Origin of the sequence: Streptomyces sp. NPDC090499 (genome assembly GCF_044769305.1) — a bacterium.
GTDB lineage: Bacteria > Actinomycetota > Actinomycetes > Streptomycetales > Streptomycetaceae > Streptomyces.
Genome location: NZ_JBIVXP010000007.1, coordinates 86,241 through 101,651, shown reverse-complemented (window position 1 = coordinate 101,651; position 15,411 = coordinate 86,241). Strand labels below are relative to the sequence as shown.

Here is a 15,411-nt window from a genome sequence, read left to right as displayed (position 1 = left end):
CGCCGTGGGGGGGGCTGCCGTCGGCCGGGTGCGGGTGCGTTGTGGCTGGTCGCGCAGTTCCCCGCGCCCCTGAAGGGGCGCCTCAGCGGGCGTCCCTTGAAAAGGTCAGCGACCTCCGTTGTACGGGCCGTACGGGCCGTCGCTGCTGCTGCCGCCTCGGCGGCCCCGCCAGCCGCCGCCACCGCCGGACACCTGCTTGACCGCGGGGCGGACGTCGACGAGGTAGACGATGCTCGCCACCAGGCCCGCGATCGGGAGGATGGAGAGGATCGAGAAGAGGTAGCTGACGACCAGGGCGATGGCCAGGATGATCAGCCAGAACATCTTGTTCTGCTTGTTGGCCGCGCGGAAGGCGTCCTCGCGCCGGAACACGGCGTCGACCAGTCCGAACGCCGCCAGGGCCATCAGGACGATCTTCAGCAGTCCCAGGAACCCTGCGAATCCCAGCATCAGCATGCCGTCACCACCCGCTCTCTCCCGATCCCTACGCGGCCACCGTACCCGTAGAACGGACCGGGCACCCTCAAGGTGCCCGGTCCGTACGTTCCGCTGACGCGTGCGCCGGTTACTTGGCCGGCGGGGTGCTCTTGCGGACCGGGGTGGCCTTGCGCGGGGCCGGGGTCTTCTTGGCGGCCGGGGCCTTCTTCGCCGCGGCCGGCTTGGCCTCGGCGGCCTTCGGCTCGTCCGCCTTCTTCTCGCTCTCCTTGACGGTGCCCGTCTCGGGCTTGCCCTCGACGGCGATGGCCAGGTCCTCGATCTCGTCGGCGGCCTCGCCGCGCCAGGTCTTCACGGCCTGCTCGCCGTGCTCGGCGACCTTCTCGTAGGTCTCACGGGCCTTGACGGCGTACTCGGCGGCCACGCCGACCTGGCGCAGCGCGAAGTCCTGGGCGGACTCGCCGAGCTTCTTGAGGTCGCCGTCGAGGGAGACGATGAAGTCGTTGACCTTGGTCTGCAGGCTGGCCTGCGCCTCCTTGGCCTTGACGCCGGCCTCCTTGGCACGGGCGGCGGCCTTCTCCTGGACGGCCTTCGGGTCGGCCTTGCGGACCGCCTCGATGCGGGCCGGGGCCTCGGCACGCAGCTGCTCGACCAGGGCGGGCACCTTCTTGGCCTGCTGGAGGGCCAGGTCGGCGGTGCCGGCGGCGAAGTAGAGCGGAGTCGGGTCGCTGAGGGTCTTGCGCAGGTCGTCGGTGATGGCCATGGTGATGGTCCTCCCGTATTAAAGTTCGGCTGAGGGTTTTCTGGTCCGCGGCGCGGCGGCCGGCGCGCTTGGCCGGCTCATCCGGCCGTCCGCTGCGGACCTGTCTCTCTGTCTTCGGTGTCGCTGCCGTCGGCGTCGCTGCCGACGTCGCTGTCGGCGTCGTCGTCCTCGGCGACCGCCAGGGTGCCCGTGTCGCTCGCGCGCTCCTCGCCCGACACGAAGCCGTTCTCTTTCCTGAACGACTCGTAGATCTGCAGCAGCACCTGCTTCTGCCGCTCGTCGAGGGTGGGGTCGGCGAGGATGACCGCACGGGTCTCCACCTCGTTCAGATCCCGCTCGGCGTCGAGGATTCCGGCGCGGACGTACAGCGTCTCGGCGGAGATCCGCAGTGCCTTGGCGACCTGCTGGAGCACCTCCGCGCTCGGCTTGCGCAGCCCGCGCTCGATCTGGCTCAGGTACGGATTGGACACCCCGGCGGCGTCGGCGAGCTGCCTGAGCGACAGCTGCGCGTTGCGCCGCTGTTCACGCAGATACTCACCGAGATTGCCGACGTTCAGCGATGCCATACCTCTACCCTGCCCCACCCTCGCTAACAATTGCAAGCATCTGCTTGCAAAAGTGTGCCGCACCATACCCGGATGGGCGTGCCGCGCCGCTGCCTGTCCGGTCCCAGAGAAGTCGAGGCAGTCCCGCTGCACCCGAGGCAACTTGCCCGCCTGCCTCGGGTGCAGCGAGACAGAGCAGGTCACGGCCGCCGACGCTTGAGCGGGCCGCAGAGGTTCTGTCTCGACTTGAGCGGGACGCAGTACGGCCGGTGTCCCGCTCAAGTCGAGGCACCGCAGGTCAGGGAGTCGGCGTGCCTCGACTTATCTGGGACCGGACACTGCCCGACGCCGCTCGGCCGCGGCAGTCGGCGGCAGTCGGCAGTCGGCCGGCCGCAGCCCGCAGCCCGCAGCCCGCAGCCGGACTCGTCCAGCACTGGACGACAGCGCCGGTGTCGAGAAGGGTGCGGATGCGTGAAACCCCTCTCGGAGATGACCGATCGCGAGTACTTCGCCTGTGTCGGCCGGCGTCCCGGCATGTTCGCCGGCAGGGCCTCGTTCCACCTGCTGACCGCGTTCCTGACCGGCTATGACCAGCATGCTCGCCGGCACGGCGGGCGCGGGCTCCCCCGGTGGCGCGACTGGCTCGTGGCCCGTCGCGGACGCGACTGCGACCACGCCTGGCCCGGCCAGGTCCTCCACATCGCCCTCCCGAACGGCTGGGACGACGTCTGGAACCTTCCGCCCGAGGACGAACAGCACGCGATCAGGGTCCTGTTCGAGCTCCTCGACGAGTTCGCCGCCGAGTGCGAGGCGGCGGTGCCCGGTCCGTCCGAGCGGTTGGTTCAACCTCCTGCCGCGGCGATCTCGCCGCCCTATGGTGGGCCGATGGGTGCAGAACAAATCGAACGACCGGCCGATCTCGACGTGGTCCGGGAGTCCTATGACCGGGTGGCCGACAACTACGCCGAGATGGTGGCGACGACGGGAATGGGCGACATCCGCCGCCATCCCTGGCTCAAGGCATCGATCGACGCCTTCGCCGACACCGTGAGCGGACTCGGGCCCGTCCTCGACGTCGGCTGCGGTCCCGGAACGGTGACCGCCTACCTGGCGGAACGCGGACTCGACGTGTCCGGGGTCGACCTCTCGCCCGGCATGATCGAGAACGCCCGCCGCCTCTATCCGCACTGCCGCTTCAGCGTCGCCTCCGCCACCGACCTCAGCCTCCAAGACGCGTCCCTCGGCGGCGTACTGGGGTGGTGGTCGCTGTTCAACCTCCCGCGCGCCGTCCTCCCGCAGGTCTTCGCCCGGTTCGCGCGGGCCCTGAAGCCGGGCGGACACCTCATCACCGGAACGCACGTCGGCGACGAGGACAAGGTGCGCACGGAGGCCTACGGAGGTGTGCCCGTCCGCTGGACGACGCACAAATGGCAGCCGGAACAGTTCGTCGGCCTGATCGAGCGGGCCGGCCTCCGCCCCGTCGCCGAACTCCGGCTCCCGGCCAATGAGTTCAGCGGCCCGGGGGTGGTCGTCATGGCCGAGCGCCCCGCCTGAGGACCAGGCGCCGGAGGCGGCACGGGCGGTCGGGACGGGGCTCTGGACCCGGCTCGACCGCCAGCGACGGAAACCGTCGGGCGGGATGCCGAGCACCGGCTGAACGTCCGCCGCCGCTCGGGTCGGCACCCGTCCGTGCCTTCGACAGGGTCCGGACCCCGCGAAGGCGCCGGACGGGTTGCCGCCCAGGGCCCTGCGTCGATCATCGCGAGACCGGGTACCCCAGTCAATCCTATGGATTTCTCCGTAGGCCCAAGCTGTAGCTTGGGGGCATGACTCTGGACGACCTGCGGGTCTTCGTGGCCGTGTGCCGGGCGGGCAGCCTCAGTGCCGTCGCGCGGGAGCTGGCCTGCACCCAGTCCGCGGTCAGCCAGCACGTGAAGCGGCTGGAGCGGGAGACCGGCGTGAGCCTCCTGGAGCGCCAGTCGCGAGGCGTCGTACCCACCCACGCCGGACGGGTCCTGTGCGACGCGGCCGCCGACGGCATCGCCGGGCTGGACTCGGCCCTGCGGCGCCTGGGCGACCTCGTCAGCGGCGACAGCGGCACGGTGCGCGTCACCACGGGCGGGACGACCGTTCGGCACTTCATGGCCGAGGCCGTCGTCGCCTTCCGGCAGCGCCACCCGAAGGTGAACCTGGAGTTCCGGACGGAGACCTCCAGCCGCAGCTGCTTCGACGCCCTCGCCGCCGGGCACCTCGACCTCGCCTGGGTCACCCTCGGCAGCCCGGTGCGCGGCATCGAGCAGCGCCGGGTCGTGGAGCTGCCCTGGGTGCTGGCCGTCCGCACCGACGACCCGCTCGCCCGCAGGGCCCGTGTCGACGTGGCCGAGCTCGCCGGCATCCGCCTCATCCGGCTGCCGCAGAACTCCGCCTCGGGTGCCCGCCTCGACGCCGCCTTCGCCGAACTGGGCGTCCGCGGCAGCTCCGACACGAGCGTCGCCGACTGGGACACCGCCCTGCTGCTCGCGGAACTCGGTCTCGGCCACGCCGTCGTACCCGCGCTGCCCGGCCGCCCGGTACCGGGTGACGACGGCCCCCTGCGGCTGATCCCCGTGCCCGGCCTGCCGCCCCTTCCCGTCGGCTGGGCGGTCCGCCGCTGGGACGCGCTCTCCCCGCTTGCCCGGGTCTTCGCCGACACCGTCGCGGACTCCGTGGCCGCGTCCGCACCGGGCGGGGGGTGACGTCAGCGCTGTGCCGCCAGCCACTCCTCCAGCACCGCGAAGTCCGCCTCCGTCAGCCCGAACTCGTGGTTCACACGGTGCAGGAGAGCGGGCCGGTGATGGTGGGTGGCGACCCAGGCGCGGTCGGCCTCGGTGAGCTCGTCGTCGAGCCAGATGAACGGCCGGTCACCCGCCCACGCCACCAGCGGCCGGGTCTTCCAGTGCAGCAGGGCCGCCGGCTCGTCCTCGTCCGGCCACTCCACGACGGGCAGCGGGGGCAGGCCCAGCCAGGGGGCGACACAGGCGTTGGCGTCGTCCATCCAGGTGGTGGCCCACACGAGGTCGCAGCGGAGGGCGCCCAGGCGGGGGCCGAGGGCGGGGTCGACGCGGGTGAGGAGAGGGGCCCACGGGGTGGGGGCGGTCCCGTAGACCGGGTAGGGGCGGTCGGCGGGCGCGCCGAACGGGATGAGGGTGCCGTCGATGTCAAGGAAGAGAAGCATCGGGGACAGGATCGCAAGAGGGTGGCGGAAGAGGCGGTGGCGCGCCTGCGGGTGGGTCGTGGCCGATCGCCCCCAACGGGGTGCGGCGGCGCCACCCCTCAGAAGGGCAGCGGCCTCGCGTGCACCACGTCCAGCCGGGACACCGCCCTCGTCAGGACCACGTACAGCCTGTGCAGCCCCCGTTCCTCCGCCTCCGCCACCGCCGCCGGTTCCACGGCCACCACATGGTCGTACTCCAGGCCCTTGACGGCGCTCGCCGGGACCACGGCCACCCGTGCCCCCAGCTCGTCCGGGCCCGCCGGTTCGATGCCCGCGGCGGTCAGCGCCTCGCGTACGGCGGTCACCTGCGCGTCCGCCGCCACCACTCCCACCGACCCCGCGTGGCACAGGGCCTCCCGCACCGCGGTGACCGTCGTCGCGGGCACGTCCCGGGTCGGACGGATCGTCACCTCGCCGTCGCCGCGGTAGGACTCGGCCGGGGGTACGTCCGTGCCGAGGTGCCGCAGCAGCCGGTTGGTCAGGGCCACGACCGCCGCCGGAACCCGGAAGCCGGTGGTGAGCGGGACCACGGCCGCCTCCGGCTTGCCCAGGTGGCCGAGGACGGAGTCCCAGCTCCGCGCCGACCAGGGGGTGGTGGCCTGCGCCAGGTCGCCGAGGACGGTGAGGGAGCCGAAGACCGCGCGGCGGGCGATCGCCCTGCACTCCATGGGGGACAGGTCCTGGGCCTCGTCGACGACGACGTGGCCGTAGCCCTCGGGGTGTTCGACGAGCCCCGCGACCTCGTCGAGGAGGACCAGGTCGGCGGCCGACCAGCGGGCGGACTTGTACGAGCGCGGCGGCCGGACCCAGAGCAGGTCCCGCTGTTCGCCGGGGGTGAGGAGTCCTTCGGCGGCCGCGGCCAGCACCCCGCCGTCCGTGAGGAGTCCGGCCAGCACCTCCTCCGGGCGCACCTTCGGCCAGACGGAGTCGAGGCAGGCGCTCATCGCACGGGAGTGTTCGAGCCGCCGGGTCCAGGTGCCGGACTGCGGGCCCGCCCGCCGCTCGGCCTGGAGCTGCACGGCCCGCATCGCCCGGCCCCGGACGCGTTCCCGCCCGACGGCGTACGGCGGTTCCTCCTCCCGCACCCCCTCGACGATCCTCGTCAGCGCGGCCGCGGAGACCCGCCAGGTGTACGTGCCGTCGGAGAGCGAGAGCGGAGTGGCGGCGTCGGTGCGGACGTGGGCGTACAGGGCGCGGCGCAGGACCTCGGCCATCCGCGGGTCGTGCTTGAGCACGGCGGTGCGGTGGGGGTCGGTGCCGGTGACCGGGTGGCGGCCGATCTCCTCAGGCAGGGTCCGCTGCCGGACGCCGGTCTCGCCCAGGGCCGGGAGGACCTCGGAGATGTAGGAGAGGAAGGTGCGGTTGGGACCGAGGATGAGGAGGCCGGAGCGGCGGATGCGCTGCGGGTGGGTGTAGAGGAGGTAGGCGGCGCGGTGCAGGCCGACGGCGGTCTTGCCGGTGCCCGGGGCGCCCTGGACGCAGACGGAGTCGGCGAGCCCGGCGCGGACCAGGTCGTCCTGGTCGGGCTGGATGGTGGCGGCGATGTCGCGCATCGGGCCGACGCGGGGCCGTTCGATCTCGCGGGTGAGGATGGCGCTCCCACCGCTGCCGCCGCTGCCGCCGCTCCCACTCCCGCTCCTGCCCCCGGGCTCGCCCCTGCTCAGGTGCTCGTCCTCCAGGCCGGTGAGGTCGGCGGAGTCGCCGCGGCTGCCCGGTGCCCAGCCGAACCGCCGCCGTACCGCCACGCCCTGCGGGTCGTCGGGGCCGGCCTGGTAGAAGGCGCGGGAGACGGGGGCGCGCCAGTCGACGACCAGGGGCGGGGCGGTCGGCTCCTCGCTGATCCGCAGCCGGCCGATGCGGTAGCTCTGCCCGGCGTGCTCCCCCGCCGCGAAGTCCAGCTTGCCGAAGAACAGCGGGCCCTTCGGCAGCTCGCGCATCTCCTTGGCGCGGCTGCGCAGCCGGTACCCGAGCACCTCGGCGTCGGCGCCGGACGCGGAGACGTCCTCGCCGGTGACGACGTGCTCGACGGCGCCTTCGACCATGCGGGCGAGGGCGGCTCGGCAGGTGTCGTGGTAGGCGCGTTCGCGGTCGAGTTCCTGCTGCATGGGGACAGCGTAGACGAGAAATTGTGACCGGGTTAAATTTTTTACCGGACCTCAGCCGTGCCCCGGCCGTCGTCCGCCAGGGACCGCTCCAGCCGCCCGAACGCCCGCTCGGCCGCCCGCACCGCGTCCGCCCGCACGTCCTCGACCCGCTCCCCCGCCGCGATCCGCCGCCAGTTGTCCTGCGCGAGGATCCGCTGTACGGCGATGATCTGGCCGGCCGCCAGCCTGGCCTCCAGGGTGCCGCCGAGGGCCTCGGCGAGTGCGGCCTCCGACCGCTCCAGGTAGGCGTACTGCCGGGCGACCAGGGTCGGGGTGCTGTTGAGCAGGGTGTGGAAGGCGAGCACCTGGGGGTGGTCGTTGAGCCCGGTGATCGGATCGTTCCGTTCGAGTCCGGCCAGGAAGTGCGCGCCCAGCACACCGACCGGCGACCCGGCCCCCGCGACCAGCCGAGCCGCCTCCGTCTCGTGGTCCGCGATCCGGTGCAGCACCAGGTCCTCCTTGGCCGGGAAGTACCGGAACAGCGTCGGCTTGGAGATCCCGGCCGCGGCGGCCACCTCGGCGACCGACACCGCGTCGAACCCCTTCGCCAGGAACAGCCGCACGGCGATGTCCGACACGTCCTCGTACATCCGCCGCTTCTTGCGCTCACGCAGGCCCATGTCACCCATGGGGCGAGCCTACGCAGCGAGGGTCAGGCCGACGGGGCCTGTCGCCAGTGCGGGAGCTTCGCGAGGGTCCACAGATCGTCGAAGTGCTTGGTCCAGGTCGCCACCGTCGCCTCGGCGACGCCCTCGCGGGACCACACGTTCAGGTCGGTCCGGTAGCCCTTGGGGTCGTAGTACTCGTCGCCCAGGTGGTGCAGCCGCATCCGCACGGACAGGTCGTACAGACCGTGCAGCACCTGCTGCCGGTTGAAGATGCAGATCTTGTCGCGCGGGATCCCGGGATAGAGCCGGTACTCGCACTCGACCCGCACCCGGCCGGTGGCCGTCAGCCGCTCCGCGAGCTCGGAGAGGATGCCGTCGTATTCCCGGCACCGCTGCTCCATGCGCTTGCGGAAGTCGGGATCGTCCACGGGCACGTCCTGCGCCCCCACCTTGGAGGGAACCGTCATCGGCTGGCCGAAGTCCGGCACGAGCATCCGGACCAGCACCCTGCGGGTGGGGCCGGGATGGTCGAAGAGGTCCTCCAGCCGGTGATAGAGGCTGGTGTACAGCGTCTCGCCGGTATAGCCGAGAAAACTGATCTCGACTCTCCGCGCCTCGAAGGCCTCGCTCACGAAGCTCCCCAGCTGGCTGGAGTTCACCAGTGCCCGGGTCGGGGCGCGGACCGACGACGTCAGCTCCTTCACCTGGTCGTACAGGACGTAGCCGACCAGGCTCAGCAGCGCGCCACCGAGATAGGCCTTGCCCTCCAGGGCGTCCCCGACCGGCTTCACGAACTGGGCCGTGAGGCCGGTGCCGAAGATGCCGAGCAGCACGACCCGGGTCACCACCGGCTCGACCCGCTCCTGCAGACGCCTCAGCCGGGACGGCCCGGTGCTGTTCGCCGAACCCCCGCTTCGCCCGGACATGCACGCCCCCTCCGCGCGACGCTGCCCGGCCGGCACAGCAGACCCATGGGCAAACGTGTATTCGGTCCCGTAATGGTCCCCCTAGGCCAGAGCGCGAGCAAGATGGGGATTCGCCGTTGCGCGGGCGGGCAGGCCCAACGAGCCGATCGCCGCCGCCAGCGTCATGGCGTAGGAGTCCACGGCCCGTCTGACGTTGGGGGCGTCCAGGCTCGCTCCGGTGACCAGCCGGTCCAGGTCCACGTAGGCAGAACGGACGATCTCGATCCACCGGTAGACCCGCCAGTCCTGTTGCCAGGCATGGGTGTAGTCGACCGGCAGCAGGCGCTGCCAGCGACGGAACATCCGGTCGCGGATCTCCGGCCGGGTCGGCGTGAGATGCATGTGCCGGACCAGGTCGTACAGGGAGTCACCGACGACCGCCATCTCCCAGTCGATGATGGTCAGCGCCTTGGCATCGTCCCTGCGCACCAGGTTCCAGGGGTTCAGGTCACCGTGCAAGAGGGTCGGCGCGCGATCGGTCACCCGGTGCCGGGCCAGTATCTGCCTTAGCCGCTCGGCGTCCGGCAGGCCGAGCTGTCTGGCAAGTTGCTGGGACTCCTTGGGCAGGTCCCCCACGAGCAGGACGAGTTGGTCGCTCAGGTAGCTGTAGAAGTTGTAGCCCGCCACCCCGGCGGCCGGGTCGAGCTTGGCGTAGTCGACGTCCTTCAGCGCACAGAGCTGGTCGATGAGCCGGTCCGCTTCATGGGGCAGCAAACCGTGCACCGGGTGATTGGGCGGCCGGTCGATGTCGAGCGGCCCTTCGTAGGTGTGAATGGCGAATCTGTCTTTCCGGTACCTCCCCGGATAGCTCTCACCGAGCGCCAGAATCTTCGGCGCGGCCACCGGGACCCCCGAGGTCTCGATGGCTCTGAGCACGGCATGTTCACTGAGAAAACTACGTTCGCGGCGGAACACCTTCTCCACCTTGCGTCTCACCACGACAGGGAATTCAATACCGTGTACGCGCACCACGGAATTCAGGTGACCGGTTCCCTTGAATACCCGGCCGACCGGGGCCGCACCTTCTGCGTGCAGCGCCCCCTGCACAGCCAGGAACGGAAATTCCGGCCGCACGGGGAAACGTTTGTCCGGAGTCCAGGGCGGGGTTTCGAATGTGGTGAAAAGCCCCTTTCGTGCCTCACCCCGGGAAATCCGCCACCGGAACAGAACACGCTCGATCTCGGCCTCGCTGGGCACGTGCCGCAACCTCAGGGGCGCCTGCGCCACGTCCAGAGCACGACGCACCGCCGCCGTGGCCTCGTCCAGGCCCTTCTGGTCGAACGATTCGTCGAGGGATGTCGCGGCCCGCATCACGTCCGGATACACGGACTGCGCCTGCTCGAAGGCGACGTAGTGACGCAGATCCTTGGACACGCCGTTGACAGCCGAGGGCCGGATGTCCTCCATGGCCTGGACCCAGGCCTCGATCACCTCGGACCACTGGTGATCGGGGTAGTGCATACGCACCAGATGAGTCGCCAGGTCATGGAGGGGGTCACCGTAGGTGGCGAGTTCCCAGTCGACGCAGATGAGCGACGGGTGGCCGCCGTAAGGGACGATCAGGTTGTCCCGGTGCAGGTCCGCGTGGAGCAGGCTGTACGGCCGACGCACCATCACGGGTACCTGGTCCGCGAACCGGGTGAGTGCGTCCTCCGGAATCCCCAGCGCCGCGAACAGCCCGCCGTAGGCCGCCCGGTTGGCCCGTCGGATCTGCTGGTCCGCGCAGTGTGCCAGCGTCTGCAGAAACCCCTGGCTGCTGGGCCATGAGGCGGGCAGGGGCGGCAGCGTACCCCTGCGTACCTGGGCCATCTGCGCGAGGAGCTGGGCGATTTCCCCGATGAGCAGCGTGTCGACGGGCTTGCCGTCGCCGCACACGCTGGACAGCGGGACTCCTTCCACATAGCTGTGGACGGCGAACCCGTCACCCTCGAAGAGACATTCCGGCACGTGCGGCAGCGCGGCCCTGACGGCCCTGAGAATCTCCGCCTCGTTCTGCCAGGTCCTGATCACCACCGGCAGCACATCGGCACGCCGCGTGCGTACGGTCACCGACATGCCCGGCTCACGGCCCAGCAACTGCGCCATGGGGCCGGTCAGCGGCAGGACGTAGTTCTTGTTGTGGTGCCCGCTGTGTTCTTTGCCGTGTTCGACGGCATGGCCCACGATCTGCTTGTAAAGCGCATGACCTGCGCCGGACTTGGCGCGTCCCCCAAGGGAAAACGAGGGAACAGAAGGTGCGCCCACTGGCCGCTCCGGGATTGCTAGCGCTGGCTGGAAAGTACGGCAAACGGTAAACGCGGCAGACTGCCCGCACGACCAGAGGCGCAATCGAGTAGCCACAACGGGTGGGTTTGGTGCCCCGCTGCGTCAGGTCGTTCTGAGAACGGTGTGCTTGGCCTTCTCATACGTAGGATTCGGAGCGGTTGCTCACATAATGCGGGCATGCTAGCGCACCGCGCTTGCCCCCTACCTTTGGTCCGCCGAAGAGCTACTCGGCGAGCAGGTTCCACACCGACTCGAACCAGGACCGCATCTTCAGCACGAAGACCGATCCCGGCGAGTCCGGGCCGGCGTCCGCCACGTGGTGCGTCAGCATCGCGCCCAGTCCCAGCACGTCGAGCGCGTCGATCTCCTCGCCGGTGTCCAGGATGATGGGCCGTTCGACGACCTCGTAGAGGCCGTGCAGCACCTCTGCCCCGTTGATGACGTAGAGCTTGAAGGCCGGCACCAGCCGCACATGCCTGACCTGGACGTCGACGGACGGCACGAACCGCTCGGCCTGCAGGTCCCTGAGCGCGGTACGGAGTGATTCCGTGTGCCGGTCGGTTATGGCACGCAGCCGCTCCCGCAGGCGTGGATCGTCCTTGTCCTGCCTGATCACGGGATACGGCAGGTCGAGCTGGGGATCAGGCAGCAGCAGCCGGACGGCGATACTGCGGGGGGCGATCGCGCCGGCCCGGATCCGCTCCGCCTGCAGCCGGATGTGGGTGTCGAGGGACTCCGAGGTCAACGTGAAGACGTCCAGGGAGACTTCGGCCTGCTCGAACGCCTCGCTTATCAGCGGCCCCAGCATCATCACCTGCCGTGACCTGCTGGCCTTCGCCGTGGTGGACTGCACACGCTGGACCTTGACGACTCGTGCCGGGCTGCCCTGGCGGGATTCGATCCATCCCTCGTGGCCCAGCTCACGCACCACCCGCTGGACGGTGTCCCGGGACACCCCGAACTCCGCGGCGAGCCTGCCCTGGGCGGGCAGTTCGGTTCCCAGCTGGTACGTCCCGTCCACCATCCGGGCCCGCAGCGCCTCGGAGACCTGCCGGAACGCCTTGCCACCACCGTCACGCGCCTGCCTGGCCGCCATACAGCGAACTTTCCTCCCCCAACGTCAAGGTAAACACGCACCGTTCAGACAGGAAGAGTCATGGACCGCACCGGTTAACGGATCAACCTGCCTGGGGATGCCTGAAATTGACCGGCAACCAGGCAGGCGGGCCCGGCTACTGCACGGTCGACCAGAGCTTGCAGGGGGCGGGCGCCATGGAGCTACGGGTACTCGGGGTCACGGTGCAGATCGACGACCTGGTGCAACTGGCCGTCTCCGTGTCGAGCGTGATCGGCGGGGTGATCGGGATCCTGACGGCCCGGCGCCGCGGGCGCACCGGCCCCCGGCCGCCCCGCACCCGTCGGCCCCGCCCAACACCCCCTAACGCCGCAGTATCTCCAGCAACGGCCACAAGGACCCCACCACATGCTCCGCGCCGGCCTCGGTCAAAAGCTTGGCTTTCCGTGCGTTACGCGCGTAGCCCAGGAACGGGACGCCGGCGGTTCGGGCCGCCTGGAAGTCCGTGGGCGAGTCGCCGATCATCAGGGCCGCGCCGGGGGCGGCGCCCATCGCGTTGAGGGCGCGGTTGAGGCAGTGCGGGTCCGGCTTGAGGCGGTGCAGGTCCTGGGTGCGGCCGTAGATGTGCGGAGCGAAGCAGGAGGTCAGGGCGCGGTCGTCGAGGTAGGCGCGGACCACCCGGGGGGAGTTGTTCGTGGTGACCGCCATGCGCGCGCCCCGCGCCCGCCAGGTCTGGATGAGGATGTCCGCGAACGCCGTGGGCATCGCCGTCGACGTGGCCCGCAGCTCCTCCTTGGTGAGACGTTCCTCCAGCTCCGCGACCAGGTCGCTGCCGGGGTGCCGGCGGTCCACGGCGCGCAGTACGAGGTGCGGGTCGAGGGAGTCCCGCTCGGCGTCCGTGACCAGGCCGTGCAGGCCCCGGACCGCCAGCCAGTCGACCAGTCCGCCGGCCACGCCCGCCGCCGAGTGTCCCGCGAACAGCCGGCAGATCGGCCCGTCGAAGTCCCAGAGGACGACCTGGGCGCTTCTCACCAGTTCCGCGGTCTCTTCGGTCGTGTTCCTGCTCTTGGCTGCCACCAGTTCAGTCTGCGTCGTATCAGAAGTCACTAGGAGAGTGTCAGGTCCGTCGTGATGGTTTCCCAGAGGGCGTTGAACCACTTCTGCGATTGCTCCACGAACGCGGCGTCCCGCTGGCCGGTCCGCTTCTCGAAGGAGAAGAGGAGGGACTCCGAGCCGACGGCGTCGTACATGTCGAGCAGGCCGTCCTCCGTCTGCTCCTCGCGGCGGGTGACCGTGTAGTACGCGAACAGCGCCTCGGCGTCGTTGAGCAGGTACAGCTTGATCGGCGGGGTGAACGGCAGGGCCCGGAAGGTGACGTTCACGTCGATCTTGTGGGTGGAGCGCAGGCCCTGGAGGTTGTACTGGAGGACCTGGCCCTGGGCGTTGCGCATGCCGAGCCAGCGGTTGTGGACCGTGTCGTCGTCGCCGTCGACGGCCGTCGGGAAGGCGAGCGGGATGTCCCGGCTGGGGAGCAGGACCCGGACGTCGATGCTCTCGGGGCGGATCCGGCCCTCGTGGATCAGGCGCAGGGGCTCGGCGAGCGCCGGCAGCAGGCTCTGGGCGGTCAGGCAGGCCGCGTCGATACGGACGTGAGCGGCCGCGAACGCCTCCGTCATGCGGGGGCCGAGGCCGACCATCGTCGGCTGGGGCTCGTCCGTCGTCGCGGGCCGCGGCTCGGCGATGCGCGGCGGGCTGCCCTTGCCGACGTCGACGAGGTAGCCGTCGTCCTGCAGTGACCGCACGGCCTGGCGCACGGTCCCCCGCTCCACGCCGAAGGCCTCGGCCAGTTCGGCCTGGGTGGGCAGGCGGTCGCCGGCCTTGAGGTCGCCCGAGCGGATGCGCTGCCGCAGGGTGTCGGCGATCTCCTGAGGTGTGCTGCCGGCGTTCACTGCCACGTTCTCCTGAGTCACGACCAAACGCTACAACTTTGATCCATCTACCGGGAGTTGTTTGAAGGTTGTTTATAAGTAGTGGCCAACTGGGGACAACTTAATCAGAGTTGGTCACCAACTTGGTTGAGTTGGCGGAAGCCTTGCTTCCCGACTGATGGGGGACCCACCATGCCTGCCGCCCTCGCTCTCCTCTCCGCCGTCTTCGTCGTCGGCTTCGAGCAGATCGTCCAGTCGAAGTACGGTGCCACTGGCATTATCGGCCTGCTGTTGCTCACCGTGGGCATCAAGGCCAAGAGTCCGGCGTTCAGCTCCGCCGGTGCCGTCCTGCTCGCCCTGATGCTCGCCGGGCCCGCCCTGTAGGAACCGGGGGCGGTCTAGGCCGTCAGGTGCAGATCCGAACTGATCGTCCCCCACAGGGCGTCGAACCACCGTGTGGACTGGTCCACGAACGCGGTGTCCCGCAGCCCCGCGCCCTGTTCGAAGGCGAAGAGCATCGACCGCGTGCCCTCGGCGTCGTACGTCTGCAGGTGCTCGTGGTCGATCTCCCGCTCGTGGCGCGCCAGCGTGTAGTACGCGAACAGTGCCTCCGCCCCGTTGAGCAGGTACAGCTTGACCGGCGGGGTGAAGGGCAGCGCCCGGAAGGTGACGTGCACGTCGATGCCGTGCGTGGCGCGCAGCGCCAGCAGGTTGTGCCGCAGCACCTGGCCCTGCGCGTTGCGCTGGGCCAGCCAGCGGTCGTGCACCGCGTCCTCGGCCGAGGCGTCGGCCGCCACCGCCGTCGGGAACGCGAGGTCGATGTCCCGGCTCGGCAGCAGCACCCGGACGTCGATCTTGGCCGGTTCCAGCCGCCCCGCGTGGATGAGCCGCAACGGCCCGCCGAGGGCGAGGTTGAGCGAGACCGAGGTCAGGCAGAGCGCGTCGATCCTCACGTGCGAGGCCGCGAAGGCCGCCTCTATGCGCGGGGTGAGGGCCACCATGGTCGGCTGCGGCGGCGCCTCCGGGCCCGCGGCGAACCGTACCGGGCCCGGACCCGGGGCCACCGTCGCCGGAGCGCCCTTCGACACGTTGGTGAGCAGGTGCTCCGACTGCAGGATGCGCAGCGCCTGCCGCACCGCCCCGCGCTCGACACCGAACTCGTCGGCCAGTTTGGCCTGCGTGGGCATGCGCTGGCCCGGCCGCAGCACCCCGGACCTGATCCGGGTGCGCAGCTCGTCGGCCACCTCGTGGTGTGACGCCTGAGGCCGTTGTGACCTCTTCCGTCCATTGACGGAGGCGTGTTCCGGCTCCACGGACAAACAGTACAACTTCCCGCCATCTTTCGGCAGTTCACGGGAAGGTGGTTATGAGTCGCATCCAAGTGGAGATAAGTACTGTGGAGTTGGTCACCAACTCCAGCGACATGGTCA

General features: G+C 70.4%; 15 protein-coding genes. 3 read left to right on the top strand and 12 right to left on the bottom strand.

Annotated features, from left to right (window positions below):
- Window positions 1–105 precede the first annotated feature (105 nt).
- From ACIQVL_RS25760 to ACIQVL_RS25750, 3 genes are all read right to left on the bottom strand, one after another.
- A complete protein-coding gene (locus ACIQVL_RS25760; RefSeq protein ID WP_403426453.1) occupies window positions 106–456 on the bottom strand; it encodes a DUF2516 family protein in 351 nt (116 codons plus the stop codon).
- Between the two features lie 109 nt (window positions 457–565).
- Window positions 566–1,198, bottom strand: a complete 633-nt coding sequence (locus ACIQVL_RS25755; protein WP_403426451.1) for a hypothetical protein — start codon at window positions 1,196–1,198, stop codon at window positions 566–568.
- Window positions 1,199–1,275: 77 nt separating this feature from the next.
- Window positions 1,276–1,764, bottom strand: coding sequence for a helix-turn-helix domain-containing protein (locus tag ACIQVL_RS25750; RefSeq protein WP_403476451.1), 489 nt, complete (start codon window positions 1,762–1,764; stop codon window positions 1,276–1,278).
- 864 nt (window positions 1,765–2,628) lie between these two features.
- Here ACIQVL_RS25750 and ACIQVL_RS25745 point away from each other — a divergent pair.
- Both ACIQVL_RS25745 and ACIQVL_RS25740 read left to right on the top strand, forming a co-directional pair.
- Window positions 2,629–3,297 carry a class I SAM-dependent methyltransferase gene (locus ACIQVL_RS25745; RefSeq protein WP_403476620.1) on the top strand — a complete coding sequence of 223 codons (669 nt, stop codon included), beginning with the start codon at window positions 2,629–2,631 and terminating at the stop codon, window positions 3,295–3,297.
- 272 nt (window positions 3,298–3,569) lie between these two features.
- On the top strand, window positions 3,570–4,478 hold the full coding sequence (locus ACIQVL_RS25740) for a LysR substrate-binding domain-containing protein (RefSeq protein WP_403426446.1): 909 nt from the start codon (window positions 3,570–3,572) through the stop codon (window positions 4,476–4,478).
- A 2-nt stretch (window positions 4,479–4,480) separates the two neighbouring features.
- On the opposite strand, the gene ACIQVL_RS25735 is transcribed toward ACIQVL_RS25740, so the two are convergent.
- The 8 genes from ACIQVL_RS25735 to ACIQVL_RS25700 all read right to left on the bottom strand — a co-directional run bounded on the left by ACIQVL_RS25735 (window position 4,481) and on the right by ACIQVL_RS25700 (window position 14,029).
- Window positions 4,481–4,957, bottom strand: coding sequence for an HAD domain-containing protein (locus ACIQVL_RS25735; RefSeq protein ID WP_403426444.1), 477 nt, complete (start codon window positions 4,955–4,957; stop codon window positions 4,481–4,483).
- Between the two features lie 98 nt (window positions 4,958–5,055).
- Window positions 5,056–7,101 (bottom strand): HelD family protein, encoded by a 2,046-nt coding sequence (locus tag ACIQVL_RS25730; RefSeq protein ID WP_403426442.1) that lies wholly within the window; start codon window positions 7,099–7,101, stop codon window positions 5,056–5,058.
- Between the two features lie 41 nt (window positions 7,102–7,142).
- Entirely contained in the window at window positions 7,143–7,769 is a 627-nt protein-coding gene (locus ACIQVL_RS25725; protein ID WP_403476450.1) for a TetR family transcriptional regulator, read from the bottom strand.
- Between the two features lie 23 nt (window positions 7,770–7,792).
- Complete coding sequence (locus tag ACIQVL_RS25720) at window positions 7,793–8,674, bottom strand: hypothetical protein (RefSeq protein ID WP_403476449.1); 882 nt, start codon at window positions 8,672–8,674, stop codon at window positions 7,793–7,795.
- A gap of 81 nt (window positions 8,675–8,755) precedes the next feature.
- Window positions 8,756–10,957, bottom strand: coding sequence for an aminoglycoside phosphotransferase family protein (locus ACIQVL_RS25715; protein WP_403476448.1), 2,202 nt, complete (start codon window positions 10,955–10,957; stop codon window positions 8,756–8,758).
- A 244-nt stretch (window positions 10,958–11,201) separates the two neighbouring features.
- Window positions 11,202–12,074, bottom strand: coding sequence for a winged helix-turn-helix domain-containing protein (locus tag ACIQVL_RS25710; RefSeq protein WP_403476447.1), 873 nt, complete (start codon window positions 12,072–12,074; stop codon window positions 11,202–11,204).
- 342 nt (window positions 12,075–12,416) lie between these two features.
- Window positions 12,417–13,130 carry an HAD family hydrolase gene (locus ACIQVL_RS25705; protein WP_403426435.1) on the bottom strand — a complete coding sequence of 238 codons (714 nt, stop codon included), beginning with the start codon at window positions 13,128–13,130 and terminating at the stop codon, window positions 12,417–12,419.
- A 29-nt stretch (window positions 13,131–13,159) separates the two neighbouring features.
- Window positions 13,160–14,029, bottom strand: a complete 870-nt coding sequence (locus ACIQVL_RS25700) for a FadR/GntR family transcriptional regulator (RefSeq protein ID WP_403426433.1) — start codon at window positions 14,027–14,029, stop codon at window positions 13,160–13,162.
- Window positions 14,030–14,173: 144 nt separating this feature from the next.
- On the opposite strand from ACIQVL_RS25700, the gene ACIQVL_RS25695 reads away from it, so the two are divergent.
- Window positions 14,174–14,365: a hypothetical protein gene (locus ACIQVL_RS25695; protein ID WP_189265967.1), complete on the top strand. Its 192-nt coding sequence runs from the start codon at window positions 14,174–14,176 to the stop codon at window positions 14,363–14,365.
- 14 nt (window positions 14,366–14,379) lie between these two features.
- On the opposite strand, the gene ACIQVL_RS25690 is transcribed toward ACIQVL_RS25695, so the two are convergent.
- Window positions 14,380–15,300 carry a winged helix-turn-helix domain-containing protein gene (locus ACIQVL_RS25690; RefSeq protein ID WP_403426431.1) on the bottom strand — a complete coding sequence of 307 codons (921 nt, stop codon included), beginning with the start codon at window positions 15,298–15,300 and terminating at the stop codon, window positions 14,380–14,382.
- Window positions 15,301–15,411: the final 111 nt, after the last annotated feature.

Excerpts from the sequence above, each read along its gene's own strand:
- ACIQVL_RS25755 (WP_403426451.1), bottom strand. The coding sequence starts at position 1,198 with ATGGCCATCACCGACGACCTGCGCAAGACCCTCAGCGACCCGACTCCG.
- ACIQVL_RS25745 (WP_403476620.1), top strand. The coding sequence starts at position 2,629 with ATGGGTGCAGAACAAATCGAACGACCGGCCGATCTCGACGTGGTCCGG.
- ACIQVL_RS25735 (WP_403426444.1), bottom strand. The coding sequence starts at position 4,957 with ATGCTTCTCTTCCTTGACATCGACGGCACCCTCATCCCGTTCGGCGCG.
- ACIQVL_RS25730 (WP_403426442.1), bottom strand. The coding sequence starts at position 7,101 with ATGCAGCAGGAACTCGACCGCGAACGCGCCTACCACGACACCTGCCGA.
- ACIQVL_RS25695 (WP_189265967.1), top strand. The coding sequence starts at position 14,174 with ATGCCTGCCGCCCTCGCTCTCCTCTCCGCCGTCTTCGTCGTCGGCTTC.
- ACIQVL_RS25720 (WP_403476449.1), bottom strand. The coding sequence starts at position 8,674 with ATGTCCGGGCGAAGCGGGGGTTCGGCGAACAGCACCGGGCCGTCCCGG.
- ACIQVL_RS25750 (WP_403476451.1), bottom strand. The coding sequence starts at position 1,764 with ATGGCATCGCTGAACGTCGGCAATCTCGGTGAGTATCTGCGTGAACAG.
- ACIQVL_RS25710 (WP_403476447.1), bottom strand. The coding sequence starts at position 12,074 with ATGGCGGCCAGGCAGGCGCGTGACGGTGGTGGCAAGGCGTTCCGGCAG.
- ACIQVL_RS25725 (WP_403476450.1), bottom strand. The coding sequence starts at position 7,769 with ATGGGTGACATGGGCCTGCGTGAGCGCAAGAAGCGGCGGATGTACGAG.
- ACIQVL_RS25740 (WP_403426446.1), top strand. The coding sequence starts at position 3,570 with ATGACTCTGGACGACCTGCGGGTCTTCGTGGCCGTGTGCCGGGCGGGC.
- ACIQVL_RS25760 (WP_403426453.1), bottom strand. The coding sequence starts at position 456 with ATGCTGATGCTGGGATTCGCAGGGTTCCTGGGACTGCTGAAGATCGTC.